The organism is Sphingomonas sp. BK069, from assembly GCF_014193405.1.
In the GTDB taxonomy this organism is placed as follows: Bacteria; Pseudomonadota; Alphaproteobacteria; order Sphingomonadales; family Sphingomonadaceae; genus Sphingomonas.
This window is the reverse complement of record NZ_JACHZH010000007.1, coordinates 76,294-92,161: the sequence shown is the minus strand read 5'-3', so window position 1 is coordinate 92,161 and position 15,868 is coordinate 76,294. Positions and strand designations below refer to the sequence as shown.

General features: G+C 70.7%; 14 protein-coding genes. 6 read left to right on the top strand and 8 right to left on the bottom strand.

Translation table 11 applies throughout. The features are described 5' to 3' along the window. Positions 1-2: 2 nt before the first annotated feature. From FHY02_RS18275 to FHY02_RS18245, 7 genes are all read right to left on the bottom strand, one after another. On the bottom strand, positions 3-812 hold the full coding sequence (locus tag FHY02_RS18275; RefSeq protein ID WP_183924901.1) for an urea amidolyase associated protein UAAP1: 810 nt from the start codon (positions 810-812) through the stop codon (positions 3-5). Continuing rightward, positions 809-1,600: an ATP-binding cassette domain-containing protein gene (locus FHY02_RS18270; RefSeq protein WP_183924899.1), complete on the bottom strand. Its 792-nt coding sequence runs from the start codon at positions 1,598-1,600 to the stop codon at positions 809-811. Before FHY02_RS18270 ends, FHY02_RS18275 begins: the two co-directional genes overlap by 4 nt. Continuing rightward, on the bottom strand, positions 1,597-2,415 hold the full coding sequence (locus FHY02_RS18265) for an ABC transporter permease subunit (protein WP_183924897.1): 819 nt from the start codon (positions 2,413-2,415) through the stop codon (positions 1,597-1,599). The genes FHY02_RS18270 and FHY02_RS18265 overlap by 4 nt, the downstream gene beginning before the upstream one ends. A gap of 172 nt (positions 2,416-2,587) precedes the next feature. Beyond that, positions 2,588-3,685 carry a putative urea ABC transporter substrate-binding protein gene (locus tag FHY02_RS18260; RefSeq protein WP_183924895.1) on the bottom strand — a complete coding sequence of 366 codons (1,098 nt, stop codon included), beginning with the start codon at positions 3,683-3,685 and terminating at the stop codon, positions 2,588-2,590. A 157-nt stretch (positions 3,686-3,842) separates the two neighbouring features. Continuing rightward, positions 3,843-4,781, bottom strand: coding sequence for a LysR family transcriptional regulator (locus FHY02_RS18255; protein ID WP_183924893.1), 939 nt, complete (start codon positions 4,779-4,781; stop codon positions 3,843-3,845). Positions 4,782-5,133: 352 nt separating this feature from the next. Continuing rightward, a complete protein-coding gene (locus tag FHY02_RS18250) occupies positions 5,134-5,745 on the bottom strand; it encodes a hypothetical protein (protein ID WP_183924891.1) in 612 nt (203 codons plus the stop codon). A gap of 34 nt (positions 5,746-5,779) precedes the next feature. Next, positions 5,780-6,760 (bottom strand): sterol desaturase family protein, encoded by a 981-nt coding sequence (locus tag FHY02_RS18245; RefSeq protein ID WP_183924889.1) that lies wholly within the window; start codon positions 6,758-6,760, stop codon positions 5,780-5,782. A 548-nt stretch (positions 6,761-7,308) separates the two neighbouring features. On the opposite strand from FHY02_RS18245, the gene FHY02_RS18240 reads away from it, so the two are divergent. The 6 genes from FHY02_RS18240 to FHY02_RS18215 all read left to right on the top strand — a co-directional run bounded on the left by FHY02_RS18240 (position 7,309) and on the right by FHY02_RS18215 (position 14,934). Next, a complete protein-coding gene (locus tag FHY02_RS18240; RefSeq protein ID WP_183924887.1) occupies positions 7,309-7,827 on the top strand; it encodes a YfiR/HmsC family protein in 519 nt (172 codons plus the stop codon). Between the two features lie 2 nt (positions 7,828-7,829). Beyond that, positions 7,830-9,878, top strand: coding sequence for a TonB-dependent receptor domain-containing protein (locus tag FHY02_RS18235; protein ID WP_183924885.1), 2,049 nt, complete (start codon positions 7,830-7,832; stop codon positions 9,876-9,878). Positions 9,879-9,903: 25 nt separating this feature from the next. Next, positions 9,904-11,685 carry a methyl-accepting chemotaxis protein gene (locus FHY02_RS18230; RefSeq protein WP_183924883.1) on the top strand — a complete coding sequence of 594 codons (1,782 nt, stop codon included), beginning with the start codon at positions 9,904-9,906 and terminating at the stop codon, positions 11,683-11,685. Between the two features lie 302 nt (positions 11,686-11,987). After that, positions 11,988-13,943 carry a heme lyase CcmF/NrfE family subunit gene (locus FHY02_RS18225; protein ID WP_183924880.1) on the top strand — a complete coding sequence of 652 codons (1,956 nt, stop codon included), beginning with the start codon at positions 11,988-11,990 and terminating at the stop codon, positions 13,941-13,943. Next, the gene (locus tag FHY02_RS18220) at positions 13,940-14,539 is read left to right on the top strand and encodes a DsbE family thiol:disulfide interchange protein (protein ID WP_311731878.1); all 600 of its coding nucleotides are present in this window, start codon (positions 13,940-13,942) and stop codon (positions 14,537-14,539) included. Before FHY02_RS18225 ends, FHY02_RS18220 begins: the two co-directional genes overlap by 4 nt. Further along, positions 14,536-14,934 (top strand): cytochrome c-type biogenesis protein, encoded by a 399-nt coding sequence (locus FHY02_RS18215; RefSeq protein ID WP_183924878.1) that lies wholly within the window; start codon positions 14,536-14,538, stop codon positions 14,932-14,934. The genes FHY02_RS18220 and FHY02_RS18215 overlap by 4 nt, the downstream gene beginning before the upstream one ends. Positions 14,935-15,159: 225 nt before the next feature. Here the strand turns inward: FHY02_RS18215 and FHY02_RS18210 are convergent, their stop codons facing one another. Further along, positions 15,160-15,852 carry a hypothetical protein gene (locus FHY02_RS18210; RefSeq protein WP_183924876.1) on the bottom strand — a complete coding sequence of 231 codons (693 nt, stop codon included), beginning with the start codon at positions 15,850-15,852 and terminating at the stop codon, positions 15,160-15,162. Positions 15,853-15,868: the final 16 nt, after the last annotated feature.

The following is a 15,868-nucleotide window of genomic DNA, read 5'->3' as shown; positions in this document are numbered from 1 at the left end:
CTTCAGCGCGCATAGAGGTCGTCGGTGTTGAGAAAGGCGCGCTCACCCTCGGGCGTCGCCAGGCGGAACGGGTCGTCCGCGGCGGCGGGCGCGCCGCGCCACGCGGTCGCGCGCAGCGGGGTGACGGTGTAGTCGGCGCGCGAGTCGAGCACGTGCGGGCAGTTGGCGAGCACGACGATCACCTCCATCTCGGCGCGCAGCAGCAGCGTGCGCCCGGGCGCGAAGGGGCCGACCTGCGGCTCGGTCGCACCGTCCGCCGCGACGCGGACGCCCTTGAACCAGGTGACGCAGGGATGGACGTCCTTGCGGCCCAGGCCGTGCTTGGCGGCCGCGAGCATCAAGCGATCGCGCGCGTTGGGGTTGGGGCCGTAGTTGGCGCCGTCGCCATAGGCGCGCGCGTTCGAGGCCGCCGTCGAGGCCCCGCAGAAGGCGTCGTGCGTGCCCGCCTCATCCTCCAGGATCGTCATCATCACGCGACCGAGGTCGGAGAGCAGCAGCCGCCCCGCGCCGAGATAGCCGTTCCACTGCACCTTGAGCGTGTCGGCGACGTTGAGCCGCTCGGTCGGCATGTCGGCGTTGAACAGCAGCATCGCGGCGCAGGCGTCGCCCGCGACATCGACCAGCCGCAGCCGCGTGCCGCGCGCCAGCCGCCGCGCCGCATAGCCGCCCGGCGCGATCGTCTCCTCCCACACCACGCCCCCGGGTGCGTCGTCGGCCGCGGCGGGGAGCGTGGGCATGGCCTCGACGCGGGTGCCCGCCATGGCGCGGGCGTGGTCGCGGGCGCCGGCGGGATCGGCGGTGCTGGTCGTCATGCCAAGTCTCTCTGCGGAAGGTCGTCGCCGCCGAGCGCCTCGACCAGCGCCGGCGGCGGCAGGGTCTTGCGGTCGAGCGACAGGTCGTAGGTGACGGTGGCGCCGTAGCGGTGCGGCGCGTGCGGGTCGTGGCGGCGCTTGTCGAACGCGAGCACGCGCGTGCCGAGCTTGAACGCCTCGCCGATGTCGTGCGTGACCATCAGGATGGTCAGGCCGTGTTCCTGCCACAGCCGCGTGATCAGCGCGTGCATGTCGAGCCGGATGCCGGGGTCGAGCGCACCGAACGGCTCGTCGAGCAGCAGCACGCGCGGGTGCTTTACCAGCGCCTGCGCGATCGCCAGCCGCTGCTGCATGCCGCCGGACATCTGCGCGGGATAGACGTGGAGGCTATGCTCGAGCCCGACCGCGGCGAGCATCGCGGCGGCAGTGTCGCGCGCGGCGCGGCGGCGCGCGCCGAACAGCCGCGCGGTCAGCGGCGCGCTGGCGCACTCGATGCCGAACAGCACGTTCTGCAGCGCGGTGAGGTGCGGGAACACCGAGTAGCGCTGGAACACCACGCCGCGGTCCGGCCCGCATTCGGCGCGCATCGGGGTGCCGCCGAGCAGCACCTGGCCGCGCGTCGGCGCCTCCTGGCCGAGGATCAGGCGGAGGAACGTGCTCTTGCCCGCGCCCGAGGGGCCGACCACCGCGACGAAGCTGCCCGCGGCGAGCTCGAGCGAGACGCGCTCGAGCACGATCCTGTCGCCATACTCGACCCAGACATTGCGGAGCTCGACCAGCGCGCTCATCGACCACCCCCGTGTGCCCAGGGGAAGGCGCGGCGGCTCACCAGCAGCAGCAGCGCGTCCGCGGCGATCGCGAGCAGCGAGATCCAGGCGACGTAGGGGAGGATGATGTCCATTGCGAAGTAGCGCCGGACCAGGAAGATGCGGTAGCCGAGCCCGACGTCGGCGGCGACCGCCTCGGCCGCGATCAGGAACACCCAGGCCGGCCCCAGCGACAGCCGCAGCGCCTCGATCAGCCGCGGCATCAGCTGCGGCAGCGCCACCCGCAGCGCGAGCTGCCAGCTGTTGGCGCCGAGCGTCTGCGCCTTGGCGATCTGCTCGGCCGGCAGCGCCGTGACGAAGCCGGTGAGGTCGCGCGTCATGAAGGGGGCGACACCGATCGCGATCAGCGCGATCTTCGACGCCTCGTCCAGCCCGAGCACGATGAACAGGATCGGCAGCACCGCCACCGGCGGGATCACCGCGATGATCGCGATCACCGGGCCGAGCAGCGCGCGCGCGAGCGGGACCACGCCGAGCAGCAGCCCCAGCACCAGCGCGCTGCCGGTGGCGATGGCGAGGCCGAGGCCGAGCCGGTACAGGCTCGCCAGCGTGTCGGCGACGACGACGATGCGGTCGCTGGCGGGGTCGCGGTCGGTGCTGAAGCCGTGGATCGCCTGCGCCATGGCGGAGAAGGTGGGCAGCAGCTTGTCCGCCGGGTTGACGGCGTGGCGTGCCTGCGAGGCGACCAGATAGACGAGCAGCAGCGCCACGATCGGCACCGCCCCGAGCAGCAGCCGCGCGCCGCGTCGCGGGCGCAGGTCGACAAGACGGGTCACGCGCGGGCCGCCGTGGGCGCGAAGGTCCGCCGCCCGTCGCCTGATCCGTTGCTGTGATCGAGTCTGATGCTCATCTCGTTCCTGACACTGCCCACGTTCATCGCGGGCATGGTTCCTCGATCGCCGCGACCCTCTGGTCCGGCGTTCGTCGCTCGATCTTCTGCCTGCGCGGCTACAGCTTCCCGTCCGCCGCCATCTTCATGTAGCTGGGATCGAACCGTAGCTTCACGTTCTTCGGATCACCGAGCGACTTGCCGCCGGCGAAGCTGATCCCGATCGCGTCCACGGACTTGGCGCTCGGCCCGAACAGCCCGTGGGCGAAGCTGAACTGGCGCACACGGTCGGTCACGGTGACGAGGTCGGGGTTGGCGGCGTAGGCCGCGGCGTCCTGCGGGCGCGCGTAGAGGTGCGTGGTCTTGAGCTGGTCGTCGAAGCTCTGCGGCGTGGTGCCAGCCGCCTTGGCCATCGCGGCGCGCGCGGCGCGGCCCGCCGCGTCGTCGCGCGTCATGATCGCCATCGTCTCGTACCAGATGCCGGCCAGTGCCTTGCCCAGGTTCGGGTTGGCACGCAGCGTGTCGGTGCTGACGTTGAGCGTGTCGAGGATCTCGTTGGGGATCTTCGAGCTGTCGAACACCTCGGTGGCGCCCTTGGTCGCGCGGATGGTGGCGAGCTGCGGGTTCCACGTGGCGACCGCGTCGACGCTAGGAGAGGCGAACGCCCCGACGATGTCCGCATCGCCGGTGTTCACCGTCTTCACGTCCGAGAGCGACATCCCGCTCTGCTCGAGGCCGCGCGCGAGCAGGAAGTGCGACACCGACAGCTCGACCAGCTTGACCGAGCGACCCTTGATGTCCGCCATCGAGCGCGCGTTCTTGAGCACGACGCCGTCGTTGCCGTCGGAATAGTCACCGATCAGCAGCACGGTGGTGTCGCGACCGCCGGCGGCCGGAATGGTCAGCGCGTCCATGGTGGTCGAGACCACGCCGTCGAGCTTGCCCGCGGCATATTGGTTCACGGACTCGACGTAGTCGTTGACCTGCACCAAGCGGATGTTGATGCCGTATTTGTCGGCCCATTTCTTCACGATCCCGGCTTGTTGTGCGTACGGCCACGGCATCCAGCCGGTGTAGATCGACCAGCCGATGGTGAAGTCCTTCTTCGCCGCTCCCGCGGCCTCGCTGCCCGATCCGGCCGGCCCACTGCCACAGGCAGTCAGCGCGAGGGAGAGCGCGACCGCCGCTGCGCCGCTGAACCATCGTCGTGCTGCCATTCGCCAACCCCCGTCATCCCCGCTGCGGTCGCTCTCGCGCTGATCCCGTGAGAACAAGACAGCGGCGGCGAGCCCGTGCGGCATCGTCAGGGGCAAATTGCCTACCGGCCACTCATCGATGAAGATCGAAAATGATGATGAAAGCCATCAATCCCATCTATGACCGGTGCTGCGCGCGGCGGCGCCGCAGCACCTCGTCGAGGAATAGCTGCGTCGGGGTGTCGCGCGTTCCCTCGGCGCGGGCGAGCAGGAAGATGTCGTAGAACGGCTCCATGTCGGGGTGGAGCAACGGCCAGAGCTGGCGCTGCTCGACCGCCTGCCGCGCCGCCATGACTGGCAGGAAGCCGATGCCGACTCCCAGCGTGATCAGTCGCTTGGCCTCGTTGATGTCCTCGGCGCGGCCGGTCGCCCGCGCGCCGAGCCGGTAGCGGCGGCGCAGTCGCGTGACGGTGTCGAGCTCGTCCTCGCCGGTGAGCACGAAGCCCTCGTCCTTGAGCTCGCCGAGCCGCTCGACGCGGTGGCCGAACAGCGGATGGCTGCGCGCGCAATAGAGCTGCTGGCGCTCCACGAAGAGCGGCTCGTAGAGCAGGCCGCCGCGCACGTTGCTGTCATAGCCGACGCCGATCTCGGCCTCGCCCTGCTCGAGCGCGTCGAGCACCGCGCGCCACGGCGACACGCGCAGCTCGATGTGGATGTGCGGGTTGCGGCGGTGGAAGCTGGCGATCGACTCGTCGAACTCGGGCGACGTGACCGCCGAGATCAGCTGGATCCGCACCGCGCCCTCGACCCGCCGCGTCGCCTGCGCGACCTGGTGCGGCACCATGCGCGCGGTCTCCAGCATCTCCTCGCACAGGCCGAGCAGCGCGGTGCCCGCCGCGGTGGTCTTGATGCCCGTAGGTGAGCGCTCGAGCAGCTGGACTCCGACCTGCTCCTCCAGTCGCTTCAACGCCGCGCTGATACTGGGCTGCTGCTTGTGCAACTTGCGCGCCGCGGCACCGATGCCGCCGGCACGGACGATCTCGACGAAGGTGCGCAGCAGGTTCCAGTCGACACGGCTGGCGAAATGCTTGTCCAGCACCGCTCCACGATCCACCAACACCTTGCTCCCGTTCGTCCGCGCGGCTTATCTTACGGGCGAGCGACTTGGGCGCAACGCGGTCGCGGTGAGCAAGGCCTGCGGCCGACCGGCACCGCGCTCGAGTAGCTGATCCATCCTAGCCGAACCGTACTCCGGCGAACGCGGAAGTGCAGAGCGGTACCCCAGATTGCTTTTCGGCTCCGCGTTCGCGACACCAGCGCGGCCGAGGTCATTCAGCCGTGAGCCGGAATCCATGGTGCCGCGAGAGCGACGGTCTAGGCGTACGCTGGCCCATGGCTGCCGGGTCGAGCCCGGGGTGACGCGTTGGTCGCCGGAGCAGGCGGACAGTCCAGACGTGGCGGAGCAGGCCTCAGTGCGCGGACAGGCGCGTCGTGAACAGCCGTCTGACGAGGCGCGCCTGTCCGATCCGGCCGACCAGGTAGAGCACCGAGAAGATGCCGGCGAAGACATAGGCCGCCGTCGGTCGGGGCTTGTCGTCGTCGTCCTTGCTCTTCGGATCCTTCTTCTTCGGCTTCTCTGGCGCGGGTGCGCCGAGGAACGCGTCGATCGGGCTCATCGGCAGCGCCGCCTTCGCCTCTTCCCGCTTCTCTTTCGCCGCGATCTCGGCGGGCGTCGGCTTGTTATACTCGCCGACGATCACGGTGAGCCGCGCGACGGCGAGGAACATCAGCGGCGCGAGGAAGCAGAACAGCAGCGCCCGGCTGGTCAGATGATAGCGCAGCACCGGCGCCCCGACGCCGCGCTCGACCCGCAGCTCGCCGCCGTCGAACACCGCCATGCGGTCCTGCGCCGCCTGATCGCGCTTGCGAAAGCGTAATCGACTGCCGTCGCGCTGTCGCGTCGTGCCCGTCTCGCGGAACAGCGGGTCGAGGCGCGCGAAGGCCTCGTCGCTCGTCTGCCCGGGGGGAAGCGCCAGGCTTCCCTTCACGTGCCAGATCCATTGTACCAGGCGGTGGTTCATCGCTGTTCCTTCGATCGCGGTCGCGGTGCCGGCGTCATTCCGCCGGCATCACCGAGCGCCGCCCGAGCCGCTCCTTCAGCGTCCGCCAGCCGTCCGCGAAGGGATACACCATGGTCTCGCGGATCGACATCGGTCGTCCACCCTCCATGCCGAGCAGCTCGGCCTCGCCGTCGACGCAGGTGCCGAACATCCGGTCGATGACCACCCAGGTGCTGGCATAGTTGCTGCGGCTCGCCTCGAAGTCGCGCGAGTGATGGACGCTGTGATGCTCCGTGGTGTTGAAGAGGAAGCGCCACCAGCGCGGCGAGTTGAAGCGCACGTTGATATGCTGGTACGTGCCAACCGCCAGACCCAGGCTGCCGGCGAGCAGCGCCGCGCGCGGCAGGAAGTCGAACAGGCCGCCGATCCCCAGACCGATGAGGAAGAGCTCGACCGGGTTGCCGACCGCGCCCTTGTTGACGTTGAGCTGGGTGATATAGTGATGCGGCGCGTGCGTCACCCACAAGGGGTACCAATTGTGCATGCCGCGATGCATCCAATATTGGCCGAAGTCGAACACGAACGAGATGAGGAACGCCTGCAGCAGCAGCGGCAGGCCGATGAACCAGGCGAGCTTCTGCCAGTCGAACGAGGTCTGCACCGCCTCGATCACCGCGTCGCTGCCGATGAAGCCCTCGATCAGGCGCAGCACGGTATAGCCGAGGCTGACGTAGAAGAGGTCGACGGTCAGCTCCTTCCACGTCAGCCGCCAGCTCTCGTGCCGCGGCGCGAGCCATTCGAGCCCGAGCAGCAGGATCTTGAAGGCAATGCCGATGCCGACCGCGGTGGAGGCCTTGGCGATCGAATTGGGCGCATAATACCAGAAGGCGATCAGCGCGAAGAGCATCGTCGGCTGGAACCAGGTGAAGAAGAAAAGGCGCATCGGCCCGCCCTCGACCTTGGGAATGTTCTCCCAACCCACCGTCACGGGCGACTGCGCGCCGATCACCCTTTTGCCGACTCGAACCCCGTCCATCTCGTCCTCGCGCCGTCAACCTCTGGCAATAGTGACGAAAAAGGGAGGCGGACGTGATACGTCATCGGACGTATAAGCGGTCAGAGGAGCGCGCTGTACGCGGCCACGAGGGTGAGGTTCGCGCGAGCTACGTCGCCCGAACATGCGACAAGAGAGCAGCGCTCGCGTTCATGACGATGGCGCTCAAGCACCACCGCTCGACCGAGGCGATCACCGTCGACGGTCGAGGGATTGAACAGCGAGGGCCTCCCGGGCGACGACTTCGCCTGTGCGACCGCCTGGTTTTACCGCCGCGACGCGCTGGACGTGCCCGCCTGACTGACGCGCTATCTCGCCGCCCGCTACGGCGCCGTCGACGCGGCGCTGGTCGCGGTGTGGCATGACGTGGTCGCCGGCCTGTACGACACGCGCGACGGGACGCGGCGCTGGCGCCACGAGCGCGCCGGCGCAATCTGCGGTTCCAGCGCCCCGGCGCATCCTCACCGCGCCGTTAATCATATGGTGACCCGGCCCGCCTAGGTCCGCCCCAGCTTTTGGGGTTAGGTCACGTGAGAGAATTGATCGGGGCGGCGGTGGTGGCGGGCAGCGTCGTGGCGCCGCTGCCGCTGCAGGCGGAATTGAACGTACCGATCGCGGTGCGGGTGGTGTCGTTCCTGCAACCGCCGCCGAGCGGCATCATGCCCGCCGCGATCGTGGTGGCGCCGGGCAATGCCGCCTCGCTCGCCGACGCCGCGGCGATCGAGCGCGCGCTCGGCGGTGGCGCCATCGCGGGCAAGGCGACGCTTCGCACCAGGCGGGTGCCGGTGACCGCGCTGGACTCGCTGACCGGCTATCGCGTCGCCTTCGTCACCGCGGGGACGCGCGAGGATCAGGGCGCGATCGCCGCGGCTGCCGCGCGCAGCTCGGTGGTGACGATCACCTCGGATGACGCCTGCGTCCAGGCGGCGCGTTGCGTCGTCGGGATCGGCAGCGGCGCGCGCGTGCAGATCACCGTCAACCGCGCTGCCGCGCGCGCCGCGAACGCGCGCTTCGGCTCGGCCTTCCTCATGCTCGTCAAGGAGATCTGAGCGTGACCGCGCTCATGCTGCGCCGCGCGCTCGTGCTCGGCGCCGCGCTCGCCCCGATCGTGGCCGCGGCGCCGGCGACCGCTCAGGCGGTCGACTATTCCGCGCTCGAGGCGATGGTCGGCGAACCCGTCACCACCAGCGTGATCGGCAAGCCGCAGCGCGCCTCCGAGGTCGCCGCGTCGGTCACGATCATCACCGCGGACCAGATCGCGCACTCGCCCGCGCGCGACCTGCCGGGGCTGCTCAAGGGCTATGCCGGGGTCGACGTCAACCGTTGGACCGCGGGGCAGAGCGACGTCGCGGTGCGCGGCGGCGTGCAGACGTACAATGCGCGGCTGCTGGTGCTGGTCGACGGGCGGCAGGTCTATCTCGACCATTACGGCCTGACCGACTGGAACCTGCTCGGCGTGCAGTTGGAGGAGATCCAGCAGATCGAGCTGGTGCGCGGCCCCGCGGCGGCGCTGTTCGGCTTCAACGCGGCCAGCGGCGTGGTCAACATCATCACTAAGCGCGGCGGCGAGGCGGCGAGCGTGCGTGCCGCCGCCTCGGCGGGCGACCACGGCTTCTCGCGGCTGGCGGGCACCGCGTCGCTGCCGCTGGGCGGCAGCGTGCGCGCGCGCGTCAGCGCCGGGCGGCTGCGCGAGGACGAGCGTCGCCTCTCCGCCGGGCTGCTCGCGCCCACGCCGATCGCGGACGTTAGCGCCGACCAGGTGGCGGGCGAGCTCAGCGCGCGCCGCGGTGCGACCGAGGCGGTGCTCGGCGGCGGCTATGCCAGCAACGAACAGATCGAATATCTGCCGAGCCAGCTGCTCTCGAACCAGCGTTATCGCAGCAGCAATGTCCACGCCGGGCTGACGCACGACACCTCCTGGGGCGGCGCGTCGCTCAACGGCTATATCAACTGGCTCAACGCGGACTATGGCGAGGAGGGCAGCGACGGGGTCAACCGCGTCAGCGCCCCCTTCGAGAACCGCCTCGTGGCGGTGAAGGCCGCGGCGCTCTACCGGCTCGCTACCGACGATACGCTGCGCATCGGAGGCGAGTATCGCAACAGCCGGATGCGTGGCCCGGCGCAGTTCGCGCGGACCATCGCCTATGACGTCGCCTCGCTCGACGCGATGCTCGACCTCCACCCGCTCGATCGCGTCGGCCTCAGCGGCGCGGCCCGGGTCGATCGGCTGTGGCTCGGCCAGTCGGGCGCGATCGCGCAACCGGTGCTCGACGATCCGGCCGCGTTCGACCGCGCCTTCACCCGCTTCAGCTTCAACGCCGCGCTGGTGGTGCAGACCAGCGCGAACGGCCGGCTGCGGCTGAACGGCGGGCGCGGCTACCAGCTGCCCTCGCTGGTGAGCTTCGGCTTCCGCCTCCCGCTGGCGGTGCCGACGCCGGTGCCGATCGTGATCACCGGTTCGCCGCGCATCCGCCCGGTGGCGGTATGGAGCGGCGAGCTCGGCTATACCCACGCGCTCGGCGCGACGCGGCTGGAGGCGACCGCTTTCTACACGCGCACCAACGACGCGATCGCCTCGCCGGGCGACGGGCTGGAGCCCCACCTCGACCTCTTCCTGACGCCGACGCCGGTACTCGCGGCGCGCTTCGCGGCGGTGGGTGCCTATGCCACCTACGGCACCGAGTGGCAGGCGAGCGGCCGCGTCGCCGCGCTCGACTGGCGAGCCAACTACACTTGGACCGCCACCGACGGCGATCTCGCCGGCACGACGCAGCCGATCCCCTACGCGCTCGCGCCGCGCGCGACGACGCCGCGCCACAAGGCCAATGTCGCGCTCGGCTACGACGGCGGCCGCTGGTACGCGAGCGCGCTGGCGCGCTACACCTCCGCGACGCGGCAGTTCGCCTTCTCGACGCTGCAGCAGCTGCGCCTGTACCGGGTCGACGATGCGGTCGCATTCGACGCGCGCGCGGGTTACCGCCTGAGCAGCGCCTTCGAGCTGTTCGTCGCGGGCGAGAACCTGTCGCTGGCCGACGGCGCGGCAGGCTCGCCGATTCCGGCCGACCGCCGCGTGCGCGGCGGCCTGCGCGTGACGCTGTGAGCGGGCGGAAGGCGACACCGGCGCGATGCTGACCCTGCTCTCCGCGCTGGCGGACCGCGTCGAGCGGCGCGCGCGGCTGGCCGACCGGCCGATCACCGCCAAGGTCGCGGCGACGCCGCTGCTGATGCTGGTGCTGTTCGCGCTGATCGCCGCGCTGAGCGCCACCGCGCTGGTGGTGGCGGATCGCAGCGTCAGCCGCATCGTCCAGGTCGACATGCGCGACCTGAGCCAGCTCAACGCGGTCGCGCTGCGCTTCGAGATGGCGGACTCCGAGCTGTACCGGTTGCTGATTGCCAAGGCCGCCGCTCCTGCCACCGACGTGCCAACTCGCGCCGCCGCGGTGGAGCGCGACCTCGACGGCGTGCGCGACGCGTTGCTGCGCTACCGCGCGCGCCACCCCGGCGAGCGCGCCGCGCTGGATGGCATGCTCGCCGACCTCGGCGAGTATCGCGCCACCGTGGGCGTGATCACCTCGATGCTGGAGATCGACTTCGCTAGCAGCGCCGCGATGGTGGCGCCGTTCCGCGAGAACGCACGCCGGGTCGAGCAGCGGCTCCGTGCCATGACCCGCTCGGGGGTGGCGCGCGCCGACGCGGGCGCGGCCAGCGCCGTCTTCGCCACCCGCGCGACGCTGCTGGCGATCGTGCTGGTGTCGTCGCTCGCGGCGGCGCTCGGCGTAGCGATGGCCTATGTGATCAGCCGCTCGACGGTTCGCTCGATCACGAGCATCGCCGCCGTCACGGAGGCGGTGCTCGCCGGCGACACGCCGGACCTCGCCGCGCTGCGTCGACGCGACGAACTGGGGCAGATGGTGACCGCGCTGCAGCGCTTCGACCAGCAGCGCGGCGAGGCCGAGCGGCTGGCGGCCGAAACCGCACGGCTGCACGAGGAGGCGCGTCGCCAGGAGAGCCGCCGTGGCGAGGAGGTGGCGCGCGCGACCCGCGCGGCCGAGGCGCACCGCCGCGAGACGCTGCGATCGCTGGCGCAGACGTTCGAAGAGCAGGTGGCGGGGGCCATCCGCGAGGCGCAGTCGGCGATGGCACACCTCGATCGCAGCGCGCGCGATCTCACCGACTCGGCAGGCGGCAACCGCGCGCTCGCGACCGAGCTCGACACGATCGCGCACCAGTTCAGCGAGGAGATGCGCGAGGCGAGCGAGGCGACCCGCTCGCTCGCGGGCGCGTTCGAGAACATCGACCAGGAGGTGGAGGGGACCAGCCGCGCCGCGCGCTCGATCAATCGTCACGCCCAGGGTGCACAGGCCGCTGTGGCGCAATCGCAGCAGCAGGCAGCGACGATCGAGCAGATCGTCGACGTGATCGATGCGATCGCCCAGCAGACCAACCTGCTCGCGCTCAACGCCACGATCGAGGCGGCTCGCGCCGGCAGCGCGGGGACCGGCTTCGCGGTGGTGGCGGCGGAGATCAAGTCGCTGTCGAGCCGCACCGGCGCCTCCACCAGCGACGTGCGCCGCACGATCGAGGCGGTGCAGGGCACGATCGGCACGATGGTGTCGAACACCGACAGCCTGGGCCTGCTGATCGCCGGGATGGACGAGGGGGCGGGGCGGGTCGCGCTGATGTCGCGCGGCCAAACGCGCTCGATCGACCAGCTCAATGCGCGGATCGGCGAGGTGCGTGAGCGCAGCCAGTCGTTGGCCGAGGCGAGCGAGCGGATCGGCACCTCGGTGCAGCGCAACCTTGCCGCGGTAGAGCGTTTCCGCGACGCCTCGCGCACACTCGACCGCACGCTATCGCTGCTGGCGGGTGACGCGCAGCGCTTCACCCAAACCCTGCTGGCAGGGTAAAGGAGGGACTGGCGGCCGGCCGTGGCGGACCTCACCGCGGCCGTGATCACCGCCGCGGTGAGGGGGGGCATGCCTCGCCCGTCCGAGCCAGCCAGCCAGCCCGTTCCGCTACTTCGACCCGTCGCCCCGAGGTTCTACGGCCGGTGATGCTGAGGGACGCGCGCTGGCCGCCGTCGCTGCGGAACGCGGACGACCAGCTGTTCGAGCGCGACGCGCCCATGCGGAGAAGCTGCCCGATCCGCCTCGACGCTCCGCCGCCGGGCCGCTAAAGCCCTGCACGTGTCGCCCGTGTCTTTCCCAGCATGACCGCCGAGACCGGCCTCGTCGCGCTCTGGCTCGCCGCCGCGCTCGCGCTGGCGCAGCTCGTCCTCGGCGCGCTCGCGCTCAAGCGGGGTGCGGACGCCGCGCGCGCGGCGCCCACTGTCCGAGCGGTCGCCACCGTTCAGGGCGTGCTCGCCCTGATCGCGATGGCGGCGCTGATCGCCGCCTTCCTCGCCTCGGACATGTCGGTCGCGCTGGTCGCCGCCAACAGCCACTCGATGAAGCCGACGCTCTACAAGTTCGCGGGCGCGTGGGGGAACCACGAGGGTTCGATGTTGCTGTGGGTGACCATCCTCGGGCTCGCCGGCGCGGCGGTGGCGCGGCTGGAGCACCGCCTCCGCGCCGACACGCTGGTGGCGACGCTGGCCGCGCAGGCGACGATCGCGCTTGGCTTCTACGCCTTCCTGCTGTTCGCCTCCAACCCCTTCGCGCGGCTCGACCCCGCGCCTGCCGACGGCGCCGGGCTCAACCCGCTGCTGCAGGACCCCGGGCTCGCCTTCCACCCGCCGACGCTCTACGCCGGCTACGTCGGCCTCTCGGTCGCCTTCTCCTTCGCGGTGGGCGCGCTGGTGACGCGCGACGTCGGCGCCGCCTTCGCGCGCGCGATGCGCCCCTGGGTGCTCGGCGCCTGGATCTTCCTGACGCTCGGCATCACCGCGGGCAGCTATTGGGCCTATTACGAGCTCGGCTGGGGCGGCTGGTGGTTCTGGGACCCGGTCGAGAACGCCAGCCTCATGCCGTGGCTCGCCGCGACCGCGCTGCTCCACTCGGTGAGCGTGCTGGCGACGCGCGACGGGCTGCGCGCCTGGACCGTTATGCTCGCGGTGGTGGCCTTCTCGATGAGCATGATCGGCACCTTCCTGGTGCGATCGGGCATCCTCACCAGCGTCCACGCCTTCGCGGTCGACCCGCGCCGCGGCGCGTTCATCCTGGCGCTGCTGGTGATCTATATCGGCGGCGCGCTGCTGCTGTTCGGGCTACGGATCGGCACGGTACGGCAGGGCAAGCTCTTCGAGGCGGTCAGCCGCGAGGGCTCGCTGGTGGCGAACAACCTGCTGCTCACCGTCATCCTCGGCATCGTGCTGATCGGCACCTTCTACCCGATCGTCGCCGCGGCGATGGGGGTGCAGCTCTCGGTCGGGCCGCCCTTCTTCGATTCGACCGCGGGGCCGGTGGCGCTGCTGCTCGTCGCGGTGCTCGCCGCCGGGCCGGTGATGCGCTGGCGCCGCGACGACCCCGGCGAGGTGGCGCAGCGGCTGTTCCCCGCGATCGCCGCCACCCTGTTCGCGGGAGTCGGCGCCTTCGTGCTGGGCGGCCCGATCGCGCCGCTGCCGCTGCTCGGCATCGCGCTCGGCGTCGGGCTGGCGGTGGCGAGCGTCGCGCCGCTGGCGAAGCGCAACCTGCGCCGCGCCCCGCTCCAGCTCTGGGGCATGGTGGTGGCGCATCTCGGCGTCGCGGTGTCGCTGATCGGCATGGCGGCGAGCACCGCCTATACGCAGGAGCGACTGGTCGCCGTCGGTACGGGCGACCCGGCGCGCGTGGCGGGCTTCACCGTGCGGCTGGCAGGCGTGCGCCCGCTGGTGGGGGACAATTGGACCGCGCTGGAGGGCCGGCTGAACGTCACGCTCGACGACGAAGCGATCGCGGTGCTGCACCCGCAGGTGCGCTATTTCACCACGCCGGTGACCACCACCAATGAGAGCGCGATCCTGACGCGCTGGGACGGGCAGCTCTACGCGGTGCTCGGCACGCTCGGCGAGGACGGGCGCTGGCAGCTGCGGCTGTGGTGGAAGCCAATGGTGACGCTGATCTGGTTCGGCGGCTTCCTGATCGCGCTGGGCGGCGCGCTCGCGCTGGTAGGGCACCAGTGGCGGCTGTGGCACCAGCGCCGCCGCGCCGACGCGCTCGCCGAGAGCGCCGCCTGGGGCGCGGCGTGAGCGTGGGCGTCGATCCGGCTGCCGGCGCCGGCGCCGGCCCGCGCCACGCGCGCTGGCTGCTGTGGCTGCCGCTCTGCGCCTTCGGCATCGTGCTGGCGGTGGTGCTGTGGGGCCTGTTCCTCCCGGCCGACCGCACCGTCTACTCGGCGATGGTCGGCAAGCCGCTGCCCGCGTTCACGCTGCCCGCGATCGCGCCGGGCAAGCCGGGGGTGACCGACGCCGACTTCCGGCGCGGCGCGCCGCGGCTGCTCAACGTGTTCGCCAGCTGGTGCGTGCCCTGCGTGGCGGAGGCGCCGCAGCTGCTGACGCTCAAGGCCGCGGGCGTGCCGATCGACGCGGTGGCGATCAAGGACACGCCCGCCGACGTCGCCGCCTTCCTCCAGCGCCACGGCGACCCCTATGCCAGCGTCGGCAGCGACCCGCACAGCCGGCTCCAGCTCGCGCTCGGCTCGTCGGGCGTGCCCGAGACCTTCGTGGTCGACGGGCGGGGTATCATCCGGCTCCAGCACGTCGGCGACATCCGGCCCGAGGACGTGCCCGAGCTGCTCCAGGCGCTCGCCGCGGCGCGGACGCCGGGCGCGGGGACGGCGCGGTGAGGCGCGGCGCGGCGCTGCTGGCGCTGTGGTGCGCGGTGCCGGCGGTGGCACAGACCGCGCTGCCCCCGTTGGCTTACACCCAGCTGCGCGACCCCGAGCAGGAGCGCCAGGCGCGCGCGCTGATGGAGACGCTGCGCTGCCTCGTCTGCCAGGGCCAGTCGATCGCGGACAGCGACGCCGACATGGCGGGCGAGATGCGGGCGCTGGTGCGCCAGCGTGTCGCTTCCGGGGAGTCGCCGCGCGCGGTGCGCGACTGGCTGATCGCACGCTACGGCGACTACGTCAGCTACGACCCGCCGGTGTCGCGCGCGACGCTGCCGCTGTGGCTGGCGCCGCTGCTGCTGCTCGTCGTCGGCGTGGTGGTGGCGCGCGGCTCGTTCCGGCGGGGGCGATAGCGGCGAGGCGAGGCTGCGGGCAGCCGAGGAGGGCAAAAGTCGGCCACTTCGCATGGGTCGTGCATGTGAGCGCGCGCACGACATCGACCCCCTTCATCGTGTTCCCGCGCACGCGGGAACCCAGAGCCATGATGAACAACGGATCGATATGTCCATGACCCTGGTCTCCCGCGTGCGCGGGAGACCAGGGTCATGCAGCGGTGGGCCGTTCGGCCGCTGCCGTGATCACACCGAGATCGAGCGGCGCACCGCGGCGGGGCGGTGCGTGTCGCGCTCGCGGACATGCGCCAGCCCGCATTTCAGCCACTCCTCGGGGAACGGTTTGCCGTTCTTCTCGAAATCCTTGAACACGCCGCGCAAGTAGCTCTCGGTGATGTCGCCGACCAGAAGGCCGAGCGAACGATCGGTCTCGATGCGGTCGGCCAACTTCATTATTATCTTAGAGACTTCATAAGGCGGTGGGTTGCCGTCATCGTCGAGGACCGTGGTTGTTCCATCCATGACGACGAAATTGTAGCCGGTGGCCGCCTTGATCGTGTCGATATCGTCCTGAGTGAAGCCGTTGAGAAAGCCGCGCCCAGTGGGCTGCAGGGGGTGAGAGATGGCTGCTTTCATGTGTTTCGCCATCCACTGCTCTTCGGTGAGAGGCGGGTTGGTGCCAGTGGGGACATCGATATCGAGAAAGCGCAGGAGCCGGGGCGCGTCCTGGGGGATCAGCAGATTGCCGAGCCGCCCCGCGCGTTCCTCCACGGGGGTTGTGAGGTTTCTCGCTGCCGAAGCGGCATCTTCTCTCTGACGTGCGAGCACGACGGGCGCAACTATCAGATTGGTTTTTTGATGTGAGGTGTCGTAAAGTCGGAGCGAAAGAGGCATAATTTGCATCGAAAACTCTTCCTTACTTTCCTTAGGGAATGTCATGCCGCGGGAAATAACC

Coding starts and splice junctions, on each gene's coding strand:
- FHY02_RS18275 (WP_183924901.1), bottom strand. CDS start 812: ATGACGACCAGCACCGCCGATCCCGCCGGCGCCCGCGACCACGCCCGC.
- FHY02_RS18270 (WP_183924899.1), bottom strand. CDS start 1,600: ATGAGCGCGCTGGTCGAGCTCCGCAATGTCTGGGTCGAGTATGGCGAC.
- FHY02_RS18245 (WP_183924889.1), bottom strand. CDS start 6,760: ATGGACGGGGTTCGAGTCGGCAAAAGGGTGATCGGCGCGCAGTCGCCC.
- FHY02_RS18250 (WP_183924891.1), bottom strand. CDS start 5,745: ATGAACCACCGCCTGGTACAATGGATCTGGCACGTGAAGGGAAGCCTG.
- FHY02_RS18260 (WP_183924895.1), bottom strand. CDS start 3,685: ATGGCAGCACGACGATGGTTCAGCGGCGCAGCGGCGGTCGCGCTCTCC.
- FHY02_RS18210 (WP_183924876.1), bottom strand. CDS start 15,852: ATGACATTCCCTAAGGAAAGTAAGGAAGAGTTTTCGATGCAAATTATG.
- FHY02_RS18230 (WP_183924883.1), top strand. CDS start 9,904: ATGCTGACCCTGCTCTCCGCGCTGGCGGACCGCGTCGAGCGGCGCGCG.
- FHY02_RS18225 (WP_183924880.1), top strand. CDS start 11,988: ATGACCGCCGAGACCGGCCTCGTCGCGCTCTGGCTCGCCGCCGCGCTC.